The organism is Acidovorax sp. M14 (genome assembly GCF_049331375.1).
Taxonomy (GTDB): Bacteria; Pseudomonadota; Gammaproteobacteria; order Burkholderiales; family Burkholderiaceae_C; genus Acidovorax.
Genome location: NZ_CP186263.1, coordinates 4,949,016 through 4,963,156 on the forward strand (window position 1 = coordinate 4,949,016; position 14,141 = coordinate 4,963,156).

At 66.4% G+C, this 14,141-nt stretch carries 16 protein-coding genes; 6 read left to right on the plus strand and 10 right to left on the minus strand.

The features are described 5' to 3' along the window. Nucleotides 1-75: 75 nt before the first annotated feature. The gene (locus ACOYR4_RS23045) at nucleotides 76-897 is read left to right on the plus strand and encodes a hypothetical protein (protein ID WP_422848205.1); all 822 of its coding nucleotides are present in this window, start codon (nucleotides 76-78) and stop codon (nucleotides 895-897) included. Nucleotides 898-1,101: 204 nt separating this feature from the next. Here the strand turns inward: ACOYR4_RS23045 and ubiD are convergent, their stop codons facing one another. The 7 genes from ubiD to ubiU all read right to left on the minus strand — a co-directional run bounded on the left by ubiD (nucleotide 1,102) and on the right by ubiU (nucleotide 6,906). Beyond that, nucleotides 1,102-2,589 carry a 4-hydroxy-3-polyprenylbenzoate decarboxylase gene (ubiD, locus tag ACOYR4_RS23050; RefSeq protein WP_422848206.1) on the minus strand — a complete coding sequence of 496 codons (1,488 nt, stop codon included), beginning with the start codon at nucleotides 2,587-2,589 and terminating at the stop codon, nucleotides 1,102-1,104. 66 nt (nucleotides 2,590-2,655) lie between these two features. Continuing rightward, nucleotides 2,656-3,252: a UbiX family flavin prenyltransferase gene (locus ACOYR4_RS23055; protein WP_422848207.1), complete on the minus strand. Its 597-nt coding sequence runs from the start codon at nucleotides 3,250-3,252 to the stop codon at nucleotides 2,656-2,658. Next, nucleotides 3,245-3,658, minus strand: a complete 414-nt coding sequence (locus tag ACOYR4_RS23060; protein WP_422848208.1) for a putative zinc-binding protein — start codon at nucleotides 3,656-3,658, stop codon at nucleotides 3,245-3,247. Before ACOYR4_RS23060 ends, ACOYR4_RS23055 begins: the two co-directional genes overlap by 8 nt. A gap of 8 nt (nucleotides 3,659-3,666) precedes the next feature. Continuing rightward, nucleotides 3,667-4,197 carry a ubiquinone anaerobic biosynthesis accessory factor UbiT gene (gene ubiT, locus ACOYR4_RS23065; RefSeq protein ID WP_422848209.1) on the minus strand — a complete coding sequence of 177 codons (531 nt, stop codon included), beginning with the start codon at nucleotides 4,195-4,197 and terminating at the stop codon, nucleotides 3,667-3,669. A 17-nt stretch (nucleotides 4,198-4,214) separates the two neighbouring features. After that, nucleotides 4,215-4,835, minus strand: coding sequence for a PAQR family membrane homeostasis protein TrhA (gene trhA, locus ACOYR4_RS23070; RefSeq protein WP_422848210.1), 621 nt, complete (start codon nucleotides 4,833-4,835; stop codon nucleotides 4,215-4,217). An 18-nt stretch (nucleotides 4,836-4,853) separates the two neighbouring features. Further along, nucleotides 4,854-5,816 carry a U32 family peptidase gene (locus tag ACOYR4_RS23075; RefSeq protein WP_422848211.1) on the minus strand — a complete coding sequence of 321 codons (963 nt, stop codon included), beginning with the start codon at nucleotides 5,814-5,816 and terminating at the stop codon, nucleotides 4,854-4,856. Between the two features lie 37 nt (nucleotides 5,817-5,853). Next, nucleotides 5,854-6,906 (minus strand): ubiquinone anaerobic biosynthesis protein UbiU, encoded by a 1,053-nt coding sequence (gene ubiU, locus ACOYR4_RS23080; RefSeq protein WP_422848212.1) that lies wholly within the window; start codon nucleotides 6,904-6,906, stop codon nucleotides 5,854-5,856. 230 nt (nucleotides 6,907-7,136) lie between these two features. On the opposite strand from ubiU, the gene ACOYR4_RS23085 reads away from it, so the two are divergent. After that, a complete protein-coding gene (locus ACOYR4_RS23085) occupies nucleotides 7,137-8,321 on the plus strand; it encodes an MFS transporter (protein ID WP_422848213.1) in 1,185 nt (394 codons plus the stop codon). Here ACOYR4_RS23085 and ACOYR4_RS23090 read toward each other — a convergent pair. Beyond that, nucleotides 8,307-9,233, minus strand: a complete 927-nt coding sequence (locus ACOYR4_RS23090; RefSeq protein WP_422848214.1) for a LysR family transcriptional regulator — start codon at nucleotides 9,231-9,233, stop codon at nucleotides 8,307-8,309. The genes ACOYR4_RS23085 and ACOYR4_RS23090 overlap by 15 nt on opposite strands. Before the next feature lie 156 nt (nucleotides 9,234-9,389). Here ACOYR4_RS23090 and ACOYR4_RS23095 point away from each other — a divergent pair, with 156 nt between their 5' ends. The 4 genes from ACOYR4_RS23095 to ACOYR4_RS23110 all read left to right on the plus strand — a co-directional run bounded on the left by ACOYR4_RS23095 (nucleotide 9,390) and on the right by ACOYR4_RS23110 (nucleotide 12,438). After that, nucleotides 9,390-10,760, plus strand: a complete 1,371-nt coding sequence (locus ACOYR4_RS23095; RefSeq protein ID WP_422848215.1) for a M20/M25/M40 family metallo-hydrolase — start codon at nucleotides 9,390-9,392, stop codon at nucleotides 10,758-10,760. Between the two features lie 69 nt (nucleotides 10,761-10,829). Beyond that, nucleotides 10,830-11,372, plus strand: a complete 543-nt coding sequence (locus ACOYR4_RS23100) for a YidB family protein (RefSeq protein ID WP_422848216.1) — start codon at nucleotides 10,830-10,832, stop codon at nucleotides 11,370-11,372. 216 nt (nucleotides 11,373-11,588) lie between these two features. Beyond that, nucleotides 11,589-12,023 (plus strand): DUF2628 domain-containing protein, encoded by a 435-nt coding sequence (locus tag ACOYR4_RS23105; protein ID WP_422848217.1) that lies wholly within the window; start codon nucleotides 11,589-11,591, stop codon nucleotides 12,021-12,023. A gap of 145 nt (nucleotides 12,024-12,168) precedes the next feature. Continuing rightward, entirely contained in the window at nucleotides 12,169-12,438 is a 270-nt protein-coding gene (locus ACOYR4_RS23110) for a hypothetical protein (protein ID WP_422848218.1), read from the plus strand. A gap of 108 nt (nucleotides 12,439-12,546) precedes the next feature. Here the strand turns inward: ACOYR4_RS23110 and ACOYR4_RS23115 are convergent, their stop codons facing one another. Together ACOYR4_RS23115 and ACOYR4_RS23120 are read right to left on the minus strand one after the other, a co-directional pair. After that, the gene (locus ACOYR4_RS23115; RefSeq protein ID WP_422848219.1) at nucleotides 12,547-13,419 is read right to left on the minus strand and encodes a lysophospholipase; all 873 of its coding nucleotides are present in this window, start codon (nucleotides 13,417-13,419) and stop codon (nucleotides 12,547-12,549) included. Between the two features lie 139 nt (nucleotides 13,420-13,558). Next, nucleotides 13,559-14,086: a peroxiredoxin family protein gene (locus ACOYR4_RS23120; protein WP_209816739.1), complete on the minus strand. Its 528-nt coding sequence runs from the start codon at nucleotides 14,084-14,086 to the stop codon at nucleotides 13,559-13,561. Nucleotides 14,087-14,141 lie beyond the last annotated feature (55 nt).

Below are 14,141 nucleotides of genomic sequence, written 5' to 3' on the forward strand. Positions count from 1 at the left end.
AAATATTCAGCACATTCTCATGCATCTCGCAGATTACGCGGGACGCAGCACGTTAAGTATTCAGGAGTCAGCGCCATGCTCGAAGTGGTTTTATCGTCGATTGGTTCTGCAACGCTGGTGGCAGTAGGTCTTTGGCTCAGTCAAACCTGGATTAAAGAGCGGCTCATAGCAAGCATTCGCATAGAAACCGAGAGAGAGCTGACGAAACTCAAGTCAGATTTGGATAGCGCGTCTCAAAGACTCAAAGATCTTGCACTTGCCGGCAACTCCGCAAACGCACAGGTTGAGGGCGCTCTTCTGGAGCATCGGATCGCGGCAGTAAAAGCGGTCTGGGAAGCAGTGCTGAGCTGGCAGACGGTATCTGCAGCAACGATGATGGTTTCAGTCCTGCCCGACGACTGGTTGAAAAACAATGCGTCGCATCCGGGGACCCAATCAACGTTTGAGCAACTGTTGAAGAACGCCGATCACATGAACTTTATGAAGCGGCAGAACGAGACGGAACTCGTGCGCCCGTTTCTCTCTGAGCAAATTTGGGCTTTATACGCGGCGTATCACAGCTTCCTTTCAGCCCGACTTGTGAAAGCGTCACTGCTGACTATTCACGGAATAGATCATGCGGGTGTGTTGTCGCGATTTAATGAGCGTGAACTGGTGCAAAAGTCGGCCCCTCCGGACATCCTGAAGATTTACGACAACAACGCATACACCTGCACAGAGCCGTACCTTCGCTATCTCCGAGAAGAATTGCTCTCACAGTTCCGAGAGTTCCTCTCTGGACACCGCGCAGGGAACCTCGCACTACAAGACGCTGCGAAGATTCTTCACGCCGCACAGGACTTGGCCGCCAAGTCGTCTGCCACCGCCCAAGAGATCCAGAACGTAAAGAATGCCTAGCTGATAGCTGGAATCAATCCGCATCAGTAGGTCGCCGCTTGCGGCACAATTTGGAAGTTAAGTCGCACTTCGCGCAAACGAAATGCACTCAGGGCCGATGAGTCGAACGGGCTTAGTTACTAAGTCAAGCAACTGCCAAGATTCGGCCACTTCCCCATAGTCAGGTCGACAACTCCGGAAATTTCCGGGATCGCGACAAAGATTTCACAACCCCAGCCCCTCAAACAGCGCCTCCACCCGCTTCACCACCGCCTCATCCATCCGCATCGGCCGGCCCCACTCCCGCTGCGTCTCCCCCGGCCACTTGTTCGTGGCGTCCATGCCCATCTTGCTGCCCAGGCCGCTCACGGGCGAGGCGAAGTCCAGGTAGTCGATAGGGGTGTGCTCCACCAGCAGGGTGTCGCGGGCCGGGTCCATGCGGGTGGTGATGGCCCAGATCACTTCTTTCCAGTCCCGCACGTCCACATCGGCATCCACCACCACGATGAACTTGGTGTACATGAACTGGCGCAGATGGCTCCACACGCCCATCATCACGCGCCGCGCGTGGCCCGCGTAGGCCTTGCGGATGCTGACCACCGCTAACCGATAGCTGCAGCCTTCGGGTGGGAGGTAGAAATCCACGATCTCGGGGAACTGCTTTTGCAAGAGCGGGATGAACAGCTCGTTCATCGCGAGGCCCAGCACAGCGGGCTCATCCGGCGGTTTGCCGGTGTAGGTGCTGTGGTAGATCGCGTCCCGGCGCAGCGTGATGCGGTCCACGGTGAGCACGGGGAACTCGGCGCATTCGTTGTAGTAGCCGGTGTGGTCACCGTACGGCCCTTCCAGCGCGTGCTGCCAGCCGCTTTTGTGGTTGGCATCGGGCTGGATATGGCCTTCGAGAACGATCTCGGCGGTGGCCGGCACCTGCAGCGGCACGCCGAGCGCGGGCGCGACTTCGGTGCGCGCGCCGCGCAGCAGGCCGGCGAACTGGTATTCGCTCAAGCTGTCGGGCACGGGCGTGACGGCGCCCAGCAGCGTGGCGGGGTCGGCCCCCAGCGCCACGGCCACGGGGTAGGGTTGGCCGGGGTGAGCGGCGCAGTGGTCCGCAAAGTCCAGCGCGCCGCCCCGGTGCGCCAGCCAGCGCACGATGACCTGGTTGCGCGAGAGCACCTGCTGGCGGTAGATGCCCAGGTTCTGCCGCGCCTTGCGCGGGCCGCGCGTGATGCTCAGGCCCCAGGTGATGAGCGGGGCCACGTCGCCGGGCCAGCAGTGCTGCACGGGCAGGCGCGCCAGGTCAACGTCGGGGCCTTCCCACACTTCTTGCTGGCAGGGGGCGCCGCGCGCCACGGTGTGGGGTGCCATGTTCCACAGGGTCTTGAGCAGCTGGCCCATGCCCAGCATGTCCTTGAAGCCTTTCGGTGCCTCGGGTTCTTTCAACGTGGCGAGCAATTCGCCCAGAGCGCGCACGCCGTGCAGGTCGGGCACGCCCATGGCGCGCGCCACGCGGGCAGGGGTGCCGAACAGGTTGGTCAGCACGGGCATGTGGTGGCCCGTGGGCTGCTCGAACAGCAGCGCCGGGCCGCCTGCGCGCAGCACGCGGTCGCTGAGCGCGGTCATCTCCAGGTGGGGAGACACAGGCTCGGCCACGCGGCGCAGGTCGCCCGTGGCTTCGAGCTGGGCCATGAAGTCGCGCAGGTCGCGGTAGGCCATGTCGGGTCCAGAATATGAATGAAATTAGGCTCTAGCGCTTATTCAATAAGCGCGAGCAGCTATGAATCAAGGAGCATCCAACTCCAGACCCTGCCAGCGCGGCGCCAGGTTGTGCGGCACGTCGATGAGGTCGAGCACCCGCGCCACGCTGTAGTCCACCACCTCGCCCACGGTCTGCGGGCGCAGGTAGAAGGCGGGCAGCGGGGGGCAGATGATGCCGCCCATCTCCGTCACGGCCACCATGTTGCGCAGGTGCGTGAGGTGCAGGGGCGACTCGCGCACCATCAGCACGAGGCGGCGGCGCTCCTTGAGCGCCACATCGGCCGCGCGCGTGAGCAGGTTGTCGGCCAGCCCATGTGCAATGGCGGCCAGCGTGCGCATGGAGCAGGGCGCGACCACCATGGCGTGGCACTGGAACGAGCCGCTGGCAATGGCCGCGCCCACGTTGGCCACGTCGTGTACGCGGTGCGCCAGGGCCTCTACGGCGGGGCGGTCCATGTCCAGCTCGTGCTGCAGGTTGCGCCAACCTGCGTCCGAGACGACCAGGTGGGTCTCGATGCCGCTCTGGCCCTGCAGCACCTGCAGCAGGCGCGCGCCATACACGGCGCCGCTGGCGCCCGAGATGGCGACGATGATGCGGCGGGTGTGGGCAACATCAGCCATGCGAGGGCTCCACGGCGACGGGCCGGGCCAGGGGCTGCGCGCGCTGGTCGGCCTCCACCTGCTCCAGCACCAGCGCGGCCTGTACGGGGTCGAAGTCTTCACGCACGCGTTTTTTCACACCGTATTGCTGCAGCTGATAGTGCCGGTCGGCCGCAATGCCGTGGCGCGCGAGCGTGCTCTTCACACACACCAGCGGACAACCGTCGAGCGCGATGATGGGCCGGCCCGAGCGCACGATTTTCATGAGGTGCGGCACATCGCCGCCCACCCCGGCGATGCACGACATCTCGGCCACGCCGCGCCGGTCGAGCTGCAGCGCGACGTGGTTGGCCAGCTGCGCGGCGCTGGAGCAGCCCGAGCAGGAATAAACCAAGGGGTGGTTCTGGGGATCGGTGTCGGTGTCCATGCTCATCCTCAGTGGCGTGGTGTGGGGTCCAGGCGGCGCCGCAGGTGGCCCAGCACCTCGCGCGGGGCCAACCTCTGCACCCACTGGCGCGGGTCCAGCACGGGCAGCTCGATCGCATCGAGCGCGTTCTTCACCACCAGGCCCAGCTCGGTGTCGCCCTCCATCGACAGGCGACGGCTGAAGAACAGCGTGTCGGGGTCTTGCTGGCGCTGGGCCAGCAGCAAAAAGTCATGGGCCGTGGCGCTCAGCGTGACGTCGGCCACCTGCGGCAGCACCAGCGGGGCGTGGGGGGCAAAACGTTGGCCCGTCCAGGCAAAGTCGAACGCCACGCGCGCATCGCGCACCTGCACGCGCATCTTCTTGTGCAGCAGCAACTGGCCAACGTCAGCTGGCAGGTGCCGCGCAAGCGCGAGGTTGAGCGCCGTCACCAGCAGCATCGAGCCGGGGTAGGCGGGCAGGCGCGAGAGCAAGGCCCCCACGGGTGGCGGCACCACCCGTGGGTTCGCGGCAGGTGTGGATGAAGAAGGGAAAGCAGCCATAGGTCAGAGACGGGCCCTCAGGCCACGTAGAAAAACACGGTGAAGAAGTGGCAGACGCTGCCGCCCAGCACAAACAGGTGCCACAGCCCATGGCCGTGGCGCACGCGGTGGTCCAGCGCATAGAAGACGATGCCCAGCGTGTAGCAGGCCCCGCCCGCCAGCAGCCAGGCAAACCCGGCCGGCGTGAGCGCGTGCCACAGCGGCACCACGGCCACCAGCGCCAGCCAGCCCATGAGCACGTAGATGACCAGCGACAGCACACGCGCGCCGCGCGCCCACCAGATCTCCTGCGCAATGCCCAGCAGGGCGAGCCCCCACACCACGCCCAGCAGCGACCAGCCCCAGGCACCGCGCAGCGACACCAGCGCAAACGGCGTGTAGCTGCCCGCGATCAGCAGGTAGATGCTGCAGTGGTCGAGCTTTTGCAGCACGGCCTTGATGGTGCGCCGGCGCACGCTGTGGTACGCGGTAGAGGCGGCGTACAGCGCCACCAGCATGGCGCCGTAGATGCTGAACGCCACCACCTTCCACGGGTCACCCAGGCGCGCCGCCAAGGTGATGAGCACGGCCGTGCCCGCCGTGGCCAGCAAGGCGCCCACCAGGTGGCTGATGCTGTTGAAACGTTCTCCGGGGTACATGGTGTATCTGCCTGATGGTTACGGGTGCATGGAGGGCTGAGCGGCTGCACCGCCCGCCGCGCCTTGCATCCCTTGCTCCAGCCCTGGGCGCCCGAACCAGTAGCCGTTGCAGGGCAGATCGGGCATGAAGGGCTGCATGCGCTCCACAAAGTCGGGGGCGTTTTCTGCAGTGGCTTTGGCGGCTGCGGCACGGCGGGCTTCGTCAAACGAAGCAATCACCTGCGGCATGTGCTGCGCTTGCGGGCTCAGGCGCACCACGTCCACGCCCCGGGCCTGCATGGCCGCCAGTTCGTTGGCAAGGTTGTAGACGCGGGCCGACTGGGTCTGCGTGCCGTTGAGCACCAGAAAGCCCTCGCTCTCGCGCGTGCGCAGCGGCAGGCCGTCGGCGTGTTGCAGGCAGCTGAACTGGCAGTCGTCCTTGGGCAGGTTGCGGTGGCGTGCAGTGAAGCAGCGCGCCGAGTAGGCCAGCGGCATGCGGCCATAGGCAAACACCTCGGTCTCGATGCCGGCGCGCCGCTGCGCCAGCATGGCAGAGAGCGCGTCCTGCGACATCTCCAGCGGCATCACCCAGCGCGTGGCGCCCAGCTGGGCCATCCATTGCAGCGAGTGCGCGTTGTACAGGTTCAGGTGCGGCCCGGCCACAAAAGCCTGCGGCCCGCCTTGCGCGCGCGTAAGGCAGCTCACCGCGCCCATGTCGTTGGCCTCGACCAGAAACTCGCCGTTGCCCGTGATCTTGTGCATCACCCCCACGTCGGCACTGGACTCGATGAGCACCTGGCTGGACAACACCGCCTGCTTGCCCGCGTCCCGCAGCATGCGCGCCAGCGCCAGCCAGTCGGCCAGGCGCAGCTCGTGGCGGCGCGAACACACCGTCTCGCCCAGGTACACCACGTCCACGGGCGTGGCGGCCATGGCCTCGTAGAAGGCGAACACGGTGTCGCGGGGCCAGTAGTACAGCAGCGGGCCGAGAGAGAGTTTCATGGGGCGATTTCTGGGAGGTTGTCGTTGTGGAGAAGCACTACTTCCACGGGCGGTGGTAGGCACCCAGCGTGTGCTGCTGGCCTTCTGCCACCTGGTCCAGGCTGGCCATCCAGCGTGTCTTGGGCGCGTAGCGGTGGGGATAGGCCAGGCACTGGTCCAGGGCCTCGCGCCAGACCTGGGTGACCTGCGCCACATAGGCCGGGCTGCGCTGGCGGCCTTCGATCTTGATGGCGCGCACGCCCATCTTCAGCAGCTGGGGCAGCAGCTCCAGCGTGTTGAGGCTGGTGGGCTCTTCGATGGCGTAGTAGTTCTCGTCGTCCCCCACGTCGAAGCGGCCCTTGCACAGCGTGGGGTAGCCCGCGTTCTCGCCGGGCGCATAGCGGTCGATGAGCACACCATTCAGGCGCGACTCGCGGCCCTGCGGTGTCTCCACCCAGCGCACGGCCTTCGGGGGCGAGCACACGCCGTGGGTGTTGGGCGACTCGCCGGTCACGTACGACGACAGCGCGCAGCGCCCCTCGACCATCACGCACAGGCTGCCAAAGCCGAAGACTTCGATCTCGACCGGCGTGCGGTCGATGACCTGTCGCACCTGCTCCATCGACAGCACGCGCGGCAACACGGCGCGCACGATGCCAAACTGCTCGCGGTAGAAGTTGATGGCCTCGTAATTGGTGGCCGAGCCCTGCACCGACAGGTGCAGCCGCAGCCGGGGGTGGCGCTGCACCGCGTATTGCATAAGGCCGGGGTCGGCCAGGATGACGGCGTCTACGCCCAGGTCCACCGCCTTGTCCAGTGCGCTGCGCCACGGCTCGGGGTTGGAGGCCTGCGGGTAGGTGTTGAGGGCCATGAAGACCTTGCGGCCACGCGCATGGGCATAGGCAATGCCCTGGGCGATGGCCGCCTCGTCAAAGTTGAGGCCCGCAAAATTGCGCGCATTGGTGGCGTCGCGCAACCCCACGTAGACGCAGTTGGCGCCATGGTCCACGGCGGCCTTGAGGGCAGGCAGGCTGCCTGCGGGGCAAACCAGTTCCATGGCAGGGCCTGCTGCCTCGGGCAAGGCAGCGGCCGTCGATTTCAAGGAGTCCATCACAAGCATTCAAACGCTGGCCCCGGTGGGGAGCCACAGCACAGGGCGCCACCATACGGGGCGCACCCTGCGCATCCGCTGATCTTCATCAACGGCAGTGCACAATGCTGGAGCAAAGCAGTCGGGCTTTGATGTGTCGTGGCCTTCCTGGCGCACCACACTGCCCACCGGCCTTGACTTGCATCCAGCCCCCACCCAACGCACCTCTGCCCGCCCCTAGCGCTCCTGCCGTGAACAAGAACCTGTGGCTCCTGGCCCTGTGCCAAGGCCTTTTCCTCACCAACAACGTCGTCTTCATCGCCATCAACGGCCTGGTGGGCCTGCAGCTCGCGCCCTTTGGCTGGATGGCCACGCTGCCGGTGATGGGCTACGTGGTGGGCGGTGCACTGTCCACGCCGCTGGTGGCGCAAAGCCAGGCGCGCTGGGGGCGCAAGGTGTCGTTCCAGATCGGGCTGGCCGTGGCCGTGGTGTCGGCCGCGCTGTGTGCCTGGGCGGCGTTCAGCGCCAGCTTCTGGCTGCTGTGCACGGCCACGGTGGTGGCGGGCTACTACAGCGCCAACGGTGGCCTGTACCGCTTTGCGGCCGCCGAACTGGCCAAGCCGGACTACCGCGAAAAGGCCGTGTCGCTGGTGCTTGCGGGCGGCCTGCTGGGTGCGGTGGCGGGCCCCAACCTGGCCAGCGCCACGCGCACGCTGTTCCCGGTGCCGTTTGCGGGCGCCTATATCGCGCTCATCGGCGTGGCGCTGTTGTCCATGCTGTGCATGGCGGCGATCCGCTTCGAGACGCAGTCCGTGGTGCTCAATGCGGCGGGGCAGCGCGAGCAGGGGCGCCCGCTCAAGGTGCTGATGCGCCAGCCTGCTTTCATCGTGGCCATTGTGGGCGCCGCGCTGGGCTATGGCGTGATGAACCTGCTGATGGCGGCCACGCCGCTGGCCATGCAGGTGTGCGGCTTTGACTTTGATGCCTCGGCACTGGTGCTGGAGTGGCATGTGATCGGCATGTTCGCTCCCGGCTTTGTCACGGGGCACCTCATCAAGCGCTTTGGCGTGTTGCCCATCATGGGCACGGGTGTGCTGCTCAACCTGGCGTGTGTGGCGGTGGCGCTGATGGGCGTGGAGCTGCATCACTTCGGCATTGCGCTGTTCTTCCTGGGCGTGGGCTGGAACTTCCTGTTCACAGGCTCCACCACGCTGGCCATGACGGCCTACCGGCCGGAGGAGAAGGATCGTGCGCAGGCGGCCATCAACTTCTGCGTGTATGCCACGCTGGCGCTGAGCGCGTTCTCATCAGGCGTACTGGTCACCACACAGGGCTGGACACTGCTGAACGCCGGTTCGCTGGTGCCGATTGTGGTGACGGGGCTGGCGCTGGCCTGGCTGGGCCTGCAACGCCAGCGCGTTTCAAGCGGTGCCTGAAGCGCGGTCTGCCACAGCACCTTCGGCCTGCGCCGTGGTGCGCAGCCACTGTGCAAAGGCCGCCACCGCAGGGTCTTCCAGCCGCCCCGGCGCCACAAACAGGCTGTAGCCGCGCGCACCGCTGTCGTGGTGCGGGTGGGCCAGCACCAGCTCGCCCGATTGCAGTTCGCGCTCCACAAAATAACGCGGCACCAGGCCCACACCCAGGTCAGCGCGCACCGCCTCCACCAGCATGGAGAACAGATCAAAACGGTGGCCGCCCAGGGTATGGGCCGGCACGCGCGTGATGCCTGCCCGGCCCAGCCAGTCGTCCCACGCACCCAGGCGGGAGCTGAGCTGCAGCAGCGGCACGGCGCGGAAGTCACCGCGCTCTGTGGCGCGCCGGTGGCGCGACTGCGGCGCACACACGGCCACGCAGACCTCGGGCATCAGCGGCGCGGGCACCACGCCGGGCCAGGCCGCGTCGTCGTACTGCACGGCCACGTCAAACGGGATCTCCGCCATGTAGATCTGCGTGGGGTACACCTGCAGGTGCAGGCTGCAGCCCTTGTGCGCGGCGAGAAAGGCGGGGAGCCGGGGCAGCAGCCAGCGCTCGGCAAACACGGGCACACAGCCCACCAGCAGGCGCGCGCCATCGGGCCGCTGGGCCATGGCTTCGAGGGTGTGGTTCTGCAGGCGCAACAGGTCGCCCACGATCTGCGCGTGGTAGCGGCGGCCCACGTCGGTGAGGGTGGAGCCGCGTGCGCCACGCTGCACCAGCTGCAGGCCCAGCTGGCCCTCCAGCAGGCGCAGCTGCTGGCTCACGGCGCTGTGGGTGAGGCAGAGTTCTTCGGCCGCCTTGCTCACGCCGTGGTGGCGCGCCACGGCGTCAAAAACAAGCAGGGCGCGGGTGCTGGGGATGTGTTTGCGCATGTAAGAAAAACTGTCGGCTGGGCAGATTAAACCAGAGCCCAGGGGAGGGGTTCGGTCCAACAATTGCATGGCCATCCAGCCCGTCCGGGGCACCTGCCGCCACGCTGGACGGGCCGCGCTCCCGCTTTTCATTCTGTTTGTGTTTCGCTGACCACCATGACCCTTCCTCTCCGCACCTTCCGTGCCACGGCCCTTGCGGGTGCCATGGCCCTTGCCACCGCCGCCTTGCTGCCCGGTGCCGCCCACGCGCAGTTCGGCGCCGTGGCGCCCACTCCCACCGTGCTGCGCCCCGCCGTGGACAAGGCCTATGGCCAGCTCATGGCTGCACCCCAGATCCTGCAGCTGCTCGACGCCGTGAAGGCCGACCACGACCGCGCCACCGAAGACCTGCGCATGCTCACCGAGATCGAGGCGCCGCCGTTCAAGGAACAAAAGCGGGCCGAAGCCTTCCTGGCCCGGCTGCAGGCCCTGGGCCTGACCAATGCCGCCATCGACGCCGAAGGCAATGTGGTGGGCGTGCGCAAGGGCACGGGCAACGGGCCCAAGCTGGTCATCTCGGCCCACCTGGACACCGTGTTCCCCTCTGGCACGGACGTGAAGGTGAAGGAGCGCGACGGCAAGCTGTATGCGCCCGGCATCTCGGACAACACGCGCGGCCTGGCCGTGCTGCTGTCGTGGCTCAAGGTGCTGAACGACCAGAAGATCGCCACCGTGGGCGACCTGGTGTTCGTGGGCAATGTGGGCGAGGAAGAGCTGGGCAACCTGCGCGGCATGAAGCACCTGTTCAAGGAACACCTGGACATCGACGGCATGGTGGCGCTGGAGCCCGCGCCTGATGGCACGGTGCTGGTGCTGGGCACGGGAAGCCACCGCCACGAGGTGACCTTCAAGGGCCCGGGCGGTCACAGCTACGCCGCGTTTGGCGAGGTGCCCAGCGCCATCCACGGCATGGGCCGCGCCATTGCCAAGATCGCGGAGATCCGCACGCCCAAGAGCCCCAAGACCACCTTCACCGTGGGCACGGTGGGCGGCGGCACGTCCGTCAACACCATCGCGCCCGATGCGCGCATGGCGGTGGACATCCGCTCCGACGAAATGGCCCCGCTGCTGGCCACCGAAAAGCAGGTGCTGGCCGCCGTGGACAGCGCCGTGACCGAAGAGAACGCGCGCTGGGGCGTGAACACGCTGAGCGCATCGACCAAGCTCATCGGCGACCGGCCCGGTGGCCGCACCGCCGCCGACACGCTGATCGTCGAGGCCGCCGTGCGCGCCAACACGGCCTTTAGCCGCAAGACCGTGCTGGCCGGTGCCAGCACCGATGCCAACGTGCCCATGGCGCTGGGCATCCCCGCCATCGTGATCGGGGGCGGCGGCAAGACGGGCGGGTTCCACGCGCTGTCTGAATGGATCGACCTGACGGATGCCTGGAAGGGCGCCCAGACCTCGCTGGTCACGGTGCTGGGGCTGGTGGGAGTGCAGGGCGTGAGTGCGCCGCTGCTGGAAAAGCGCCCACCCCGCACCAGGTAATCGCGCGGCACCGCAGCAGCGCCCGCCGTTCACGATTGTTGACACGAAGGCGCCGCCGAGGTGCGTACCATGGATGTTTCCGTCCGGGCTGGCGCACTGCCGCCCTTCATTCCTCTGCAGGAGAACACCATGGGTTTGCTCGATTCCGTTCTGGGTGCCGTCATCAACAACGCGTCGCAAGGCGGCAGCGGCGCCGCTGCGGCGGGTGGGGCCGGTGGTGGCCTGGGAGGGCTGATCAGCCTGGCTGCACAAAACCCGCAGCTGGTGCAGGCCGTCATGTCCCTCCTCAGCAACGACGGCCCGGTGGGCGGCCTGCCGGGGCTGATGGCCAAGTTCCAGCAAGCCGGGCTCGGCAATGTGATTGCGTCGTGGCTGAGCGCCGGGCCCAACCACGCGATCTCGGGCGAGCAGCTGTCGCAGGTGTTGGGCAGCGGCCCCCTGTCGCAGGTGGCCGCGCAACTGGGTGTGGCCCCCGGTGCAGCCGCCGGGCAGCTGGCCCAGGTGTTGCCGGGCCTGGTCGACCACCTGAGCCCCCAGGGCCAGGCGCCCCATGGCGGTTTTGGCAATACCAACGACCTGCTGGGGATGCTGGGCGGATTGCTTCAAAAGTGATAGCTGCCAGCGCTTGATTTGAAAGCGCTTGCGACCATTTTGACCATCACCCCCCGCCCTCGGCTGGGCCAGCGCGTTACCGCTGCAAACAACTCAGAGGACTGCTCACAAAAATTCCCACGGGTGTGCCCCTAGCATCGCGGGCGCCGTGCAAGGCGGGCCCATCGGCAAGCACTGCGGCGCACACAACAGCACACGACCGAGGGAATCTTGAGCATGAACGAAGGCACTCCATTTGCAACGCCCCAAGCGGCATCCGCCGCAGCCAGTGGCACCCCCACGGCGGTGCCCACCGACTTGCCCAAAGTCTGGCAAAAACGATTTGCGCTGATAGAGCGGGCGGGGGGACTCAAGCTCACCAAGCTCAAGGAACTGAGCTTCTTTGAGCGCATGGCATGCACCTTCAACCTGCTGGCGGGCCTGTTCGGCCCGTTCTATTACATCGCCAAGGGCATGTGGAAAAAGGGGTTGGCGTACTGGGGGCTGGGCATTGCGGGCATCCTGGTGCTGGAAACGCTGGTGACGGTGGCGGGCTTTGGGCACCTGCTGAGCCGGATGCACTACACCGGCGCCTGGGTCGCCCTGTTTGCCATGATGGCGAACCGCGACTACTACAAGAAGGTCATGCTGGGCGATAACGGCTGGCTGTGACACCCGGCGCCCAACCCATACCCCCCAGCCGCGCCGCACAACACTGCATTCGCTGGGCCTGGGGGGCTGCCCTGGTGACGTTTGCGCTCACCGCAGCCAACACCACCGGTGCCGCACTGGGTTCCAACGGCGTACCGTTCACCCCGTGGATGTGGCTGGACGTAGGTATCTGCGGGTGCTGGCGTGGGGCGTCTACCGCCGCAGCCGCATCGCCGCCGCGCTCATGTTCGTGTACTTCACCGCCGCCAAGGTGCTGTGGGTGTGGAACGACCTGGAGATGCGGGACGAACCCGGCTGGAGTGATTTTCTGGACAGCCTGGACAGCTGTACCAGTGGCGGCCTGCTGATGGCCGCGGTGCTGGTGGTGGTGTACGCACTGGGCGTCTACGGCACGGTGGCCCAACACAGGCGGTAGCGCCGGTCTGCATCACCGGCGTTGTTTCTGCCAGTTCAAAAATGATAGCTACTGACGCATGATGCACTAGCGCTTGAAGGTCTTTTTGCCCAAAATCGGCCCATGCGCCTAGGCCGCCGCGGGACAGCGCCGCACCAGCCACTGCCGCAGCAGGTCGAACACCGGCTCCGCCAGCTCGGGGCTTTCGTTGAACAGCTCGTGGAACAGGGGTTCAAAGCAGTGCGAATGCACCACGGCCTTGGGTGCAGCGGCCGCAAAGGCACGGCTGCCTGCGGGGTTGACCAGCTTGTCGCTGCCCGCCCACATCAGCAGCGTGGGCACGCTCCAGTGCGCAGCGCGGGCCACGGTGGCGGGGCCGCCGTCGGCAATGAAGCGGGCCAGGCGGGCGCTGATGCGGTCGTGGCACAGCGGGTCGGCCAGGTAGGCCGCCACCACGGCGCTGTCGTGCGAGAGGTATTGCGCGTCCAGCCCGTTGCCCACGCGCAGGTTGGGCGCAATGCGCGGCAGCGTGGCCAGCAGCAGCTTTTGGACGGTGCCCAGGCCCGCATCGAGTGCGGGGGAGGACAGCACCAGCGCATCCACCGGCCGCAGGTGCAGAGACACAAACCGCGAGGCCACCAGCCCGCCCATGCTGTGGCCCAGCAGCACCAGGGGTTGCCCCGCCGGCATGCGGGCGCGGGTGGCGTCCACCAGGTCCGCCAGGTCGTCCAGCAGCCGCATGTCCGACGTGAGCCCACCACGCGGCCCGGCCGATTCGCCATGGCCGTACTGGTCGTAGCCCCGCACCGCAAACCCCCAGTCGTTGAGGCGGCGGGCCAGCGCGTCATAGCGGCCCACATGCTCGCCCAGGCCATGCACCAGCAGCACCGTCCCCCGGCAGGGTTCGCCCTGCGGCAGGGGCCAGTCCTGCACAGCCAGGTTCTCGCCATCGCTGGCGGTGAAGGTGGTCAGGGTCGAAGGAAGCAGTTCTTCAGAAGTCATGGAAAGCAGGGCATTCGAGACGCGGTGGGACAGCATACCCGGCGCGCCCAAATACCCGGTGCACTAAATGGTCAGGTTCGTACTGCCGGCAAGACCCAGAGAGCGTGACCCTTGATCGGGCGAAGCGGCTCCGGGGTTTTCAAGCCAGAGATACCCAGAGATCATCCCAGTCAGTGGGCAGGAAATTGCCTTCGCGCCGCAGCACTTGCTGGTGCTTGCGGTTGAGCACGAAGTGCGTGGGACGCCGAGAAATGGCGCCAAAACTGTCCTTGTGCCCTTCGGCGTTTCGCCAGGCAATGGGAAAACGCTGCTCGGCGGGCACCGACACCTTGAGCAGCTCGATGTACTGCATGAAGTCAGCAGCCTTCTCATCCATGTTCACGCCCAGCAGCACAAAGTCGCGCTGGCGATTGGCGGTGTAAAACTCGCGCATGAGGCGCAGCTCGTTAGTGCACAGTGCGCAGCCAGCGGTGAAAAAGCTCACCAGACACACCTTGCCGGCGTAGTCCGTCAGCATGACCGGCTTGCCTTCGCTGTTGGTACCGGTCAGCGTGTGAAGAGGACCCGGTGTGCTGCTACCAGCCGGGGTCTGGGCCGTACCGGACGCCGGCGCGAGAGTGGCAAGAGCAGCGGCAGAGCAAGCGTGAAGAAATGCGCGTTTGTCCATGGTGTGACCCGGTGATGGAAGGCGTGAGAAAGAGCACCCAGGGCGCCGGGTGTGG

Coding starts and splice junctions, on each gene's coding strand:
- ACOYR4_RS23090 (WP_422848214.1), bottom strand. CDS start 9,233: ATGCGCAAACACATCCCCAGCACCCGCGCCCTGCTTGTTTTTGACGCC.
- ACOYR4_RS23045 (WP_422848205.1), top strand. CDS start 76: ATGCTCGAAGTGGTTTTATCGTCGATTGGTTCTGCAACGCTGGTGGCA.
- ACOYR4_RS23055 (WP_422848207.1), bottom strand. CDS start 3,252: ATGGCTGATGTTGCCCACACCCGCCGCATCATCGTCGCCATCTCGGGC.
- trhA (WP_422848210.1), bottom strand. CDS start 4,835: ATGTACCCCGGAGAACGTTTCAACAGCATCAGCCACCTGGTGGGCGCC.
- ACOYR4_RS23115 (WP_422848219.1), bottom strand. CDS start 13,419: ATGACTTCTGAAGAACTGCTTCCTTCGACCCTGACCACCTTCACCGCC.
- ACOYR4_RS23120 (WP_209816739.1), bottom strand. CDS start 14,086: ATGGACAAACGCGCATTTCTTCACGCTTGCTCTGCCGCTGCTCTTGCC.
- ubiT (WP_422848209.1), bottom strand. CDS start 4,197: ATGGCTGCTTTCCCTTCTTCATCCACACCTGCCGCGAACCCACGGGTG.
- ACOYR4_RS23105 (WP_422848217.1), top strand. CDS start 11,589: ATGAACGAAGGCACTCCATTTGCAACGCCCCAAGCGGCATCCGCCGCA.
- ubiU (WP_422848212.1), bottom strand. CDS start 6,906: ATGGACTCCTTGAAATCGACGGCCGCTGCCTTGCCCGAGGCAGCAGGC.
- ACOYR4_RS23095 (WP_422848215.1), top strand. CDS start 9,390: ATGACCCTTCCTCTCCGCACCTTCCGTGCCACGGCCCTTGCGGGTGCC.
- ubiD (WP_422848206.1), bottom strand. CDS start 2,589: ATGGCCTACCGCGACCTGCGCGACTTCATGGCCCAGCTCGAAGCCACG.
- ACOYR4_RS23100 (WP_422848216.1), top strand. CDS start 10,830: ATGGATGTTTCCGTCCGGGCTGGCGCACTGCCGCCCTTCATTCCTCTG.
- ACOYR4_RS23075 (WP_422848211.1), bottom strand. CDS start 5,816: ATGAAACTCTCTCTCGGCCCGCTGCTGTACTACTGGCCCCGCGACACC.
- ACOYR4_RS23060 (WP_422848208.1), bottom strand. CDS start 3,658: ATGGACACCGACACCGATCCCCAGAACCACCCCTTGGTTTATTCCTGC.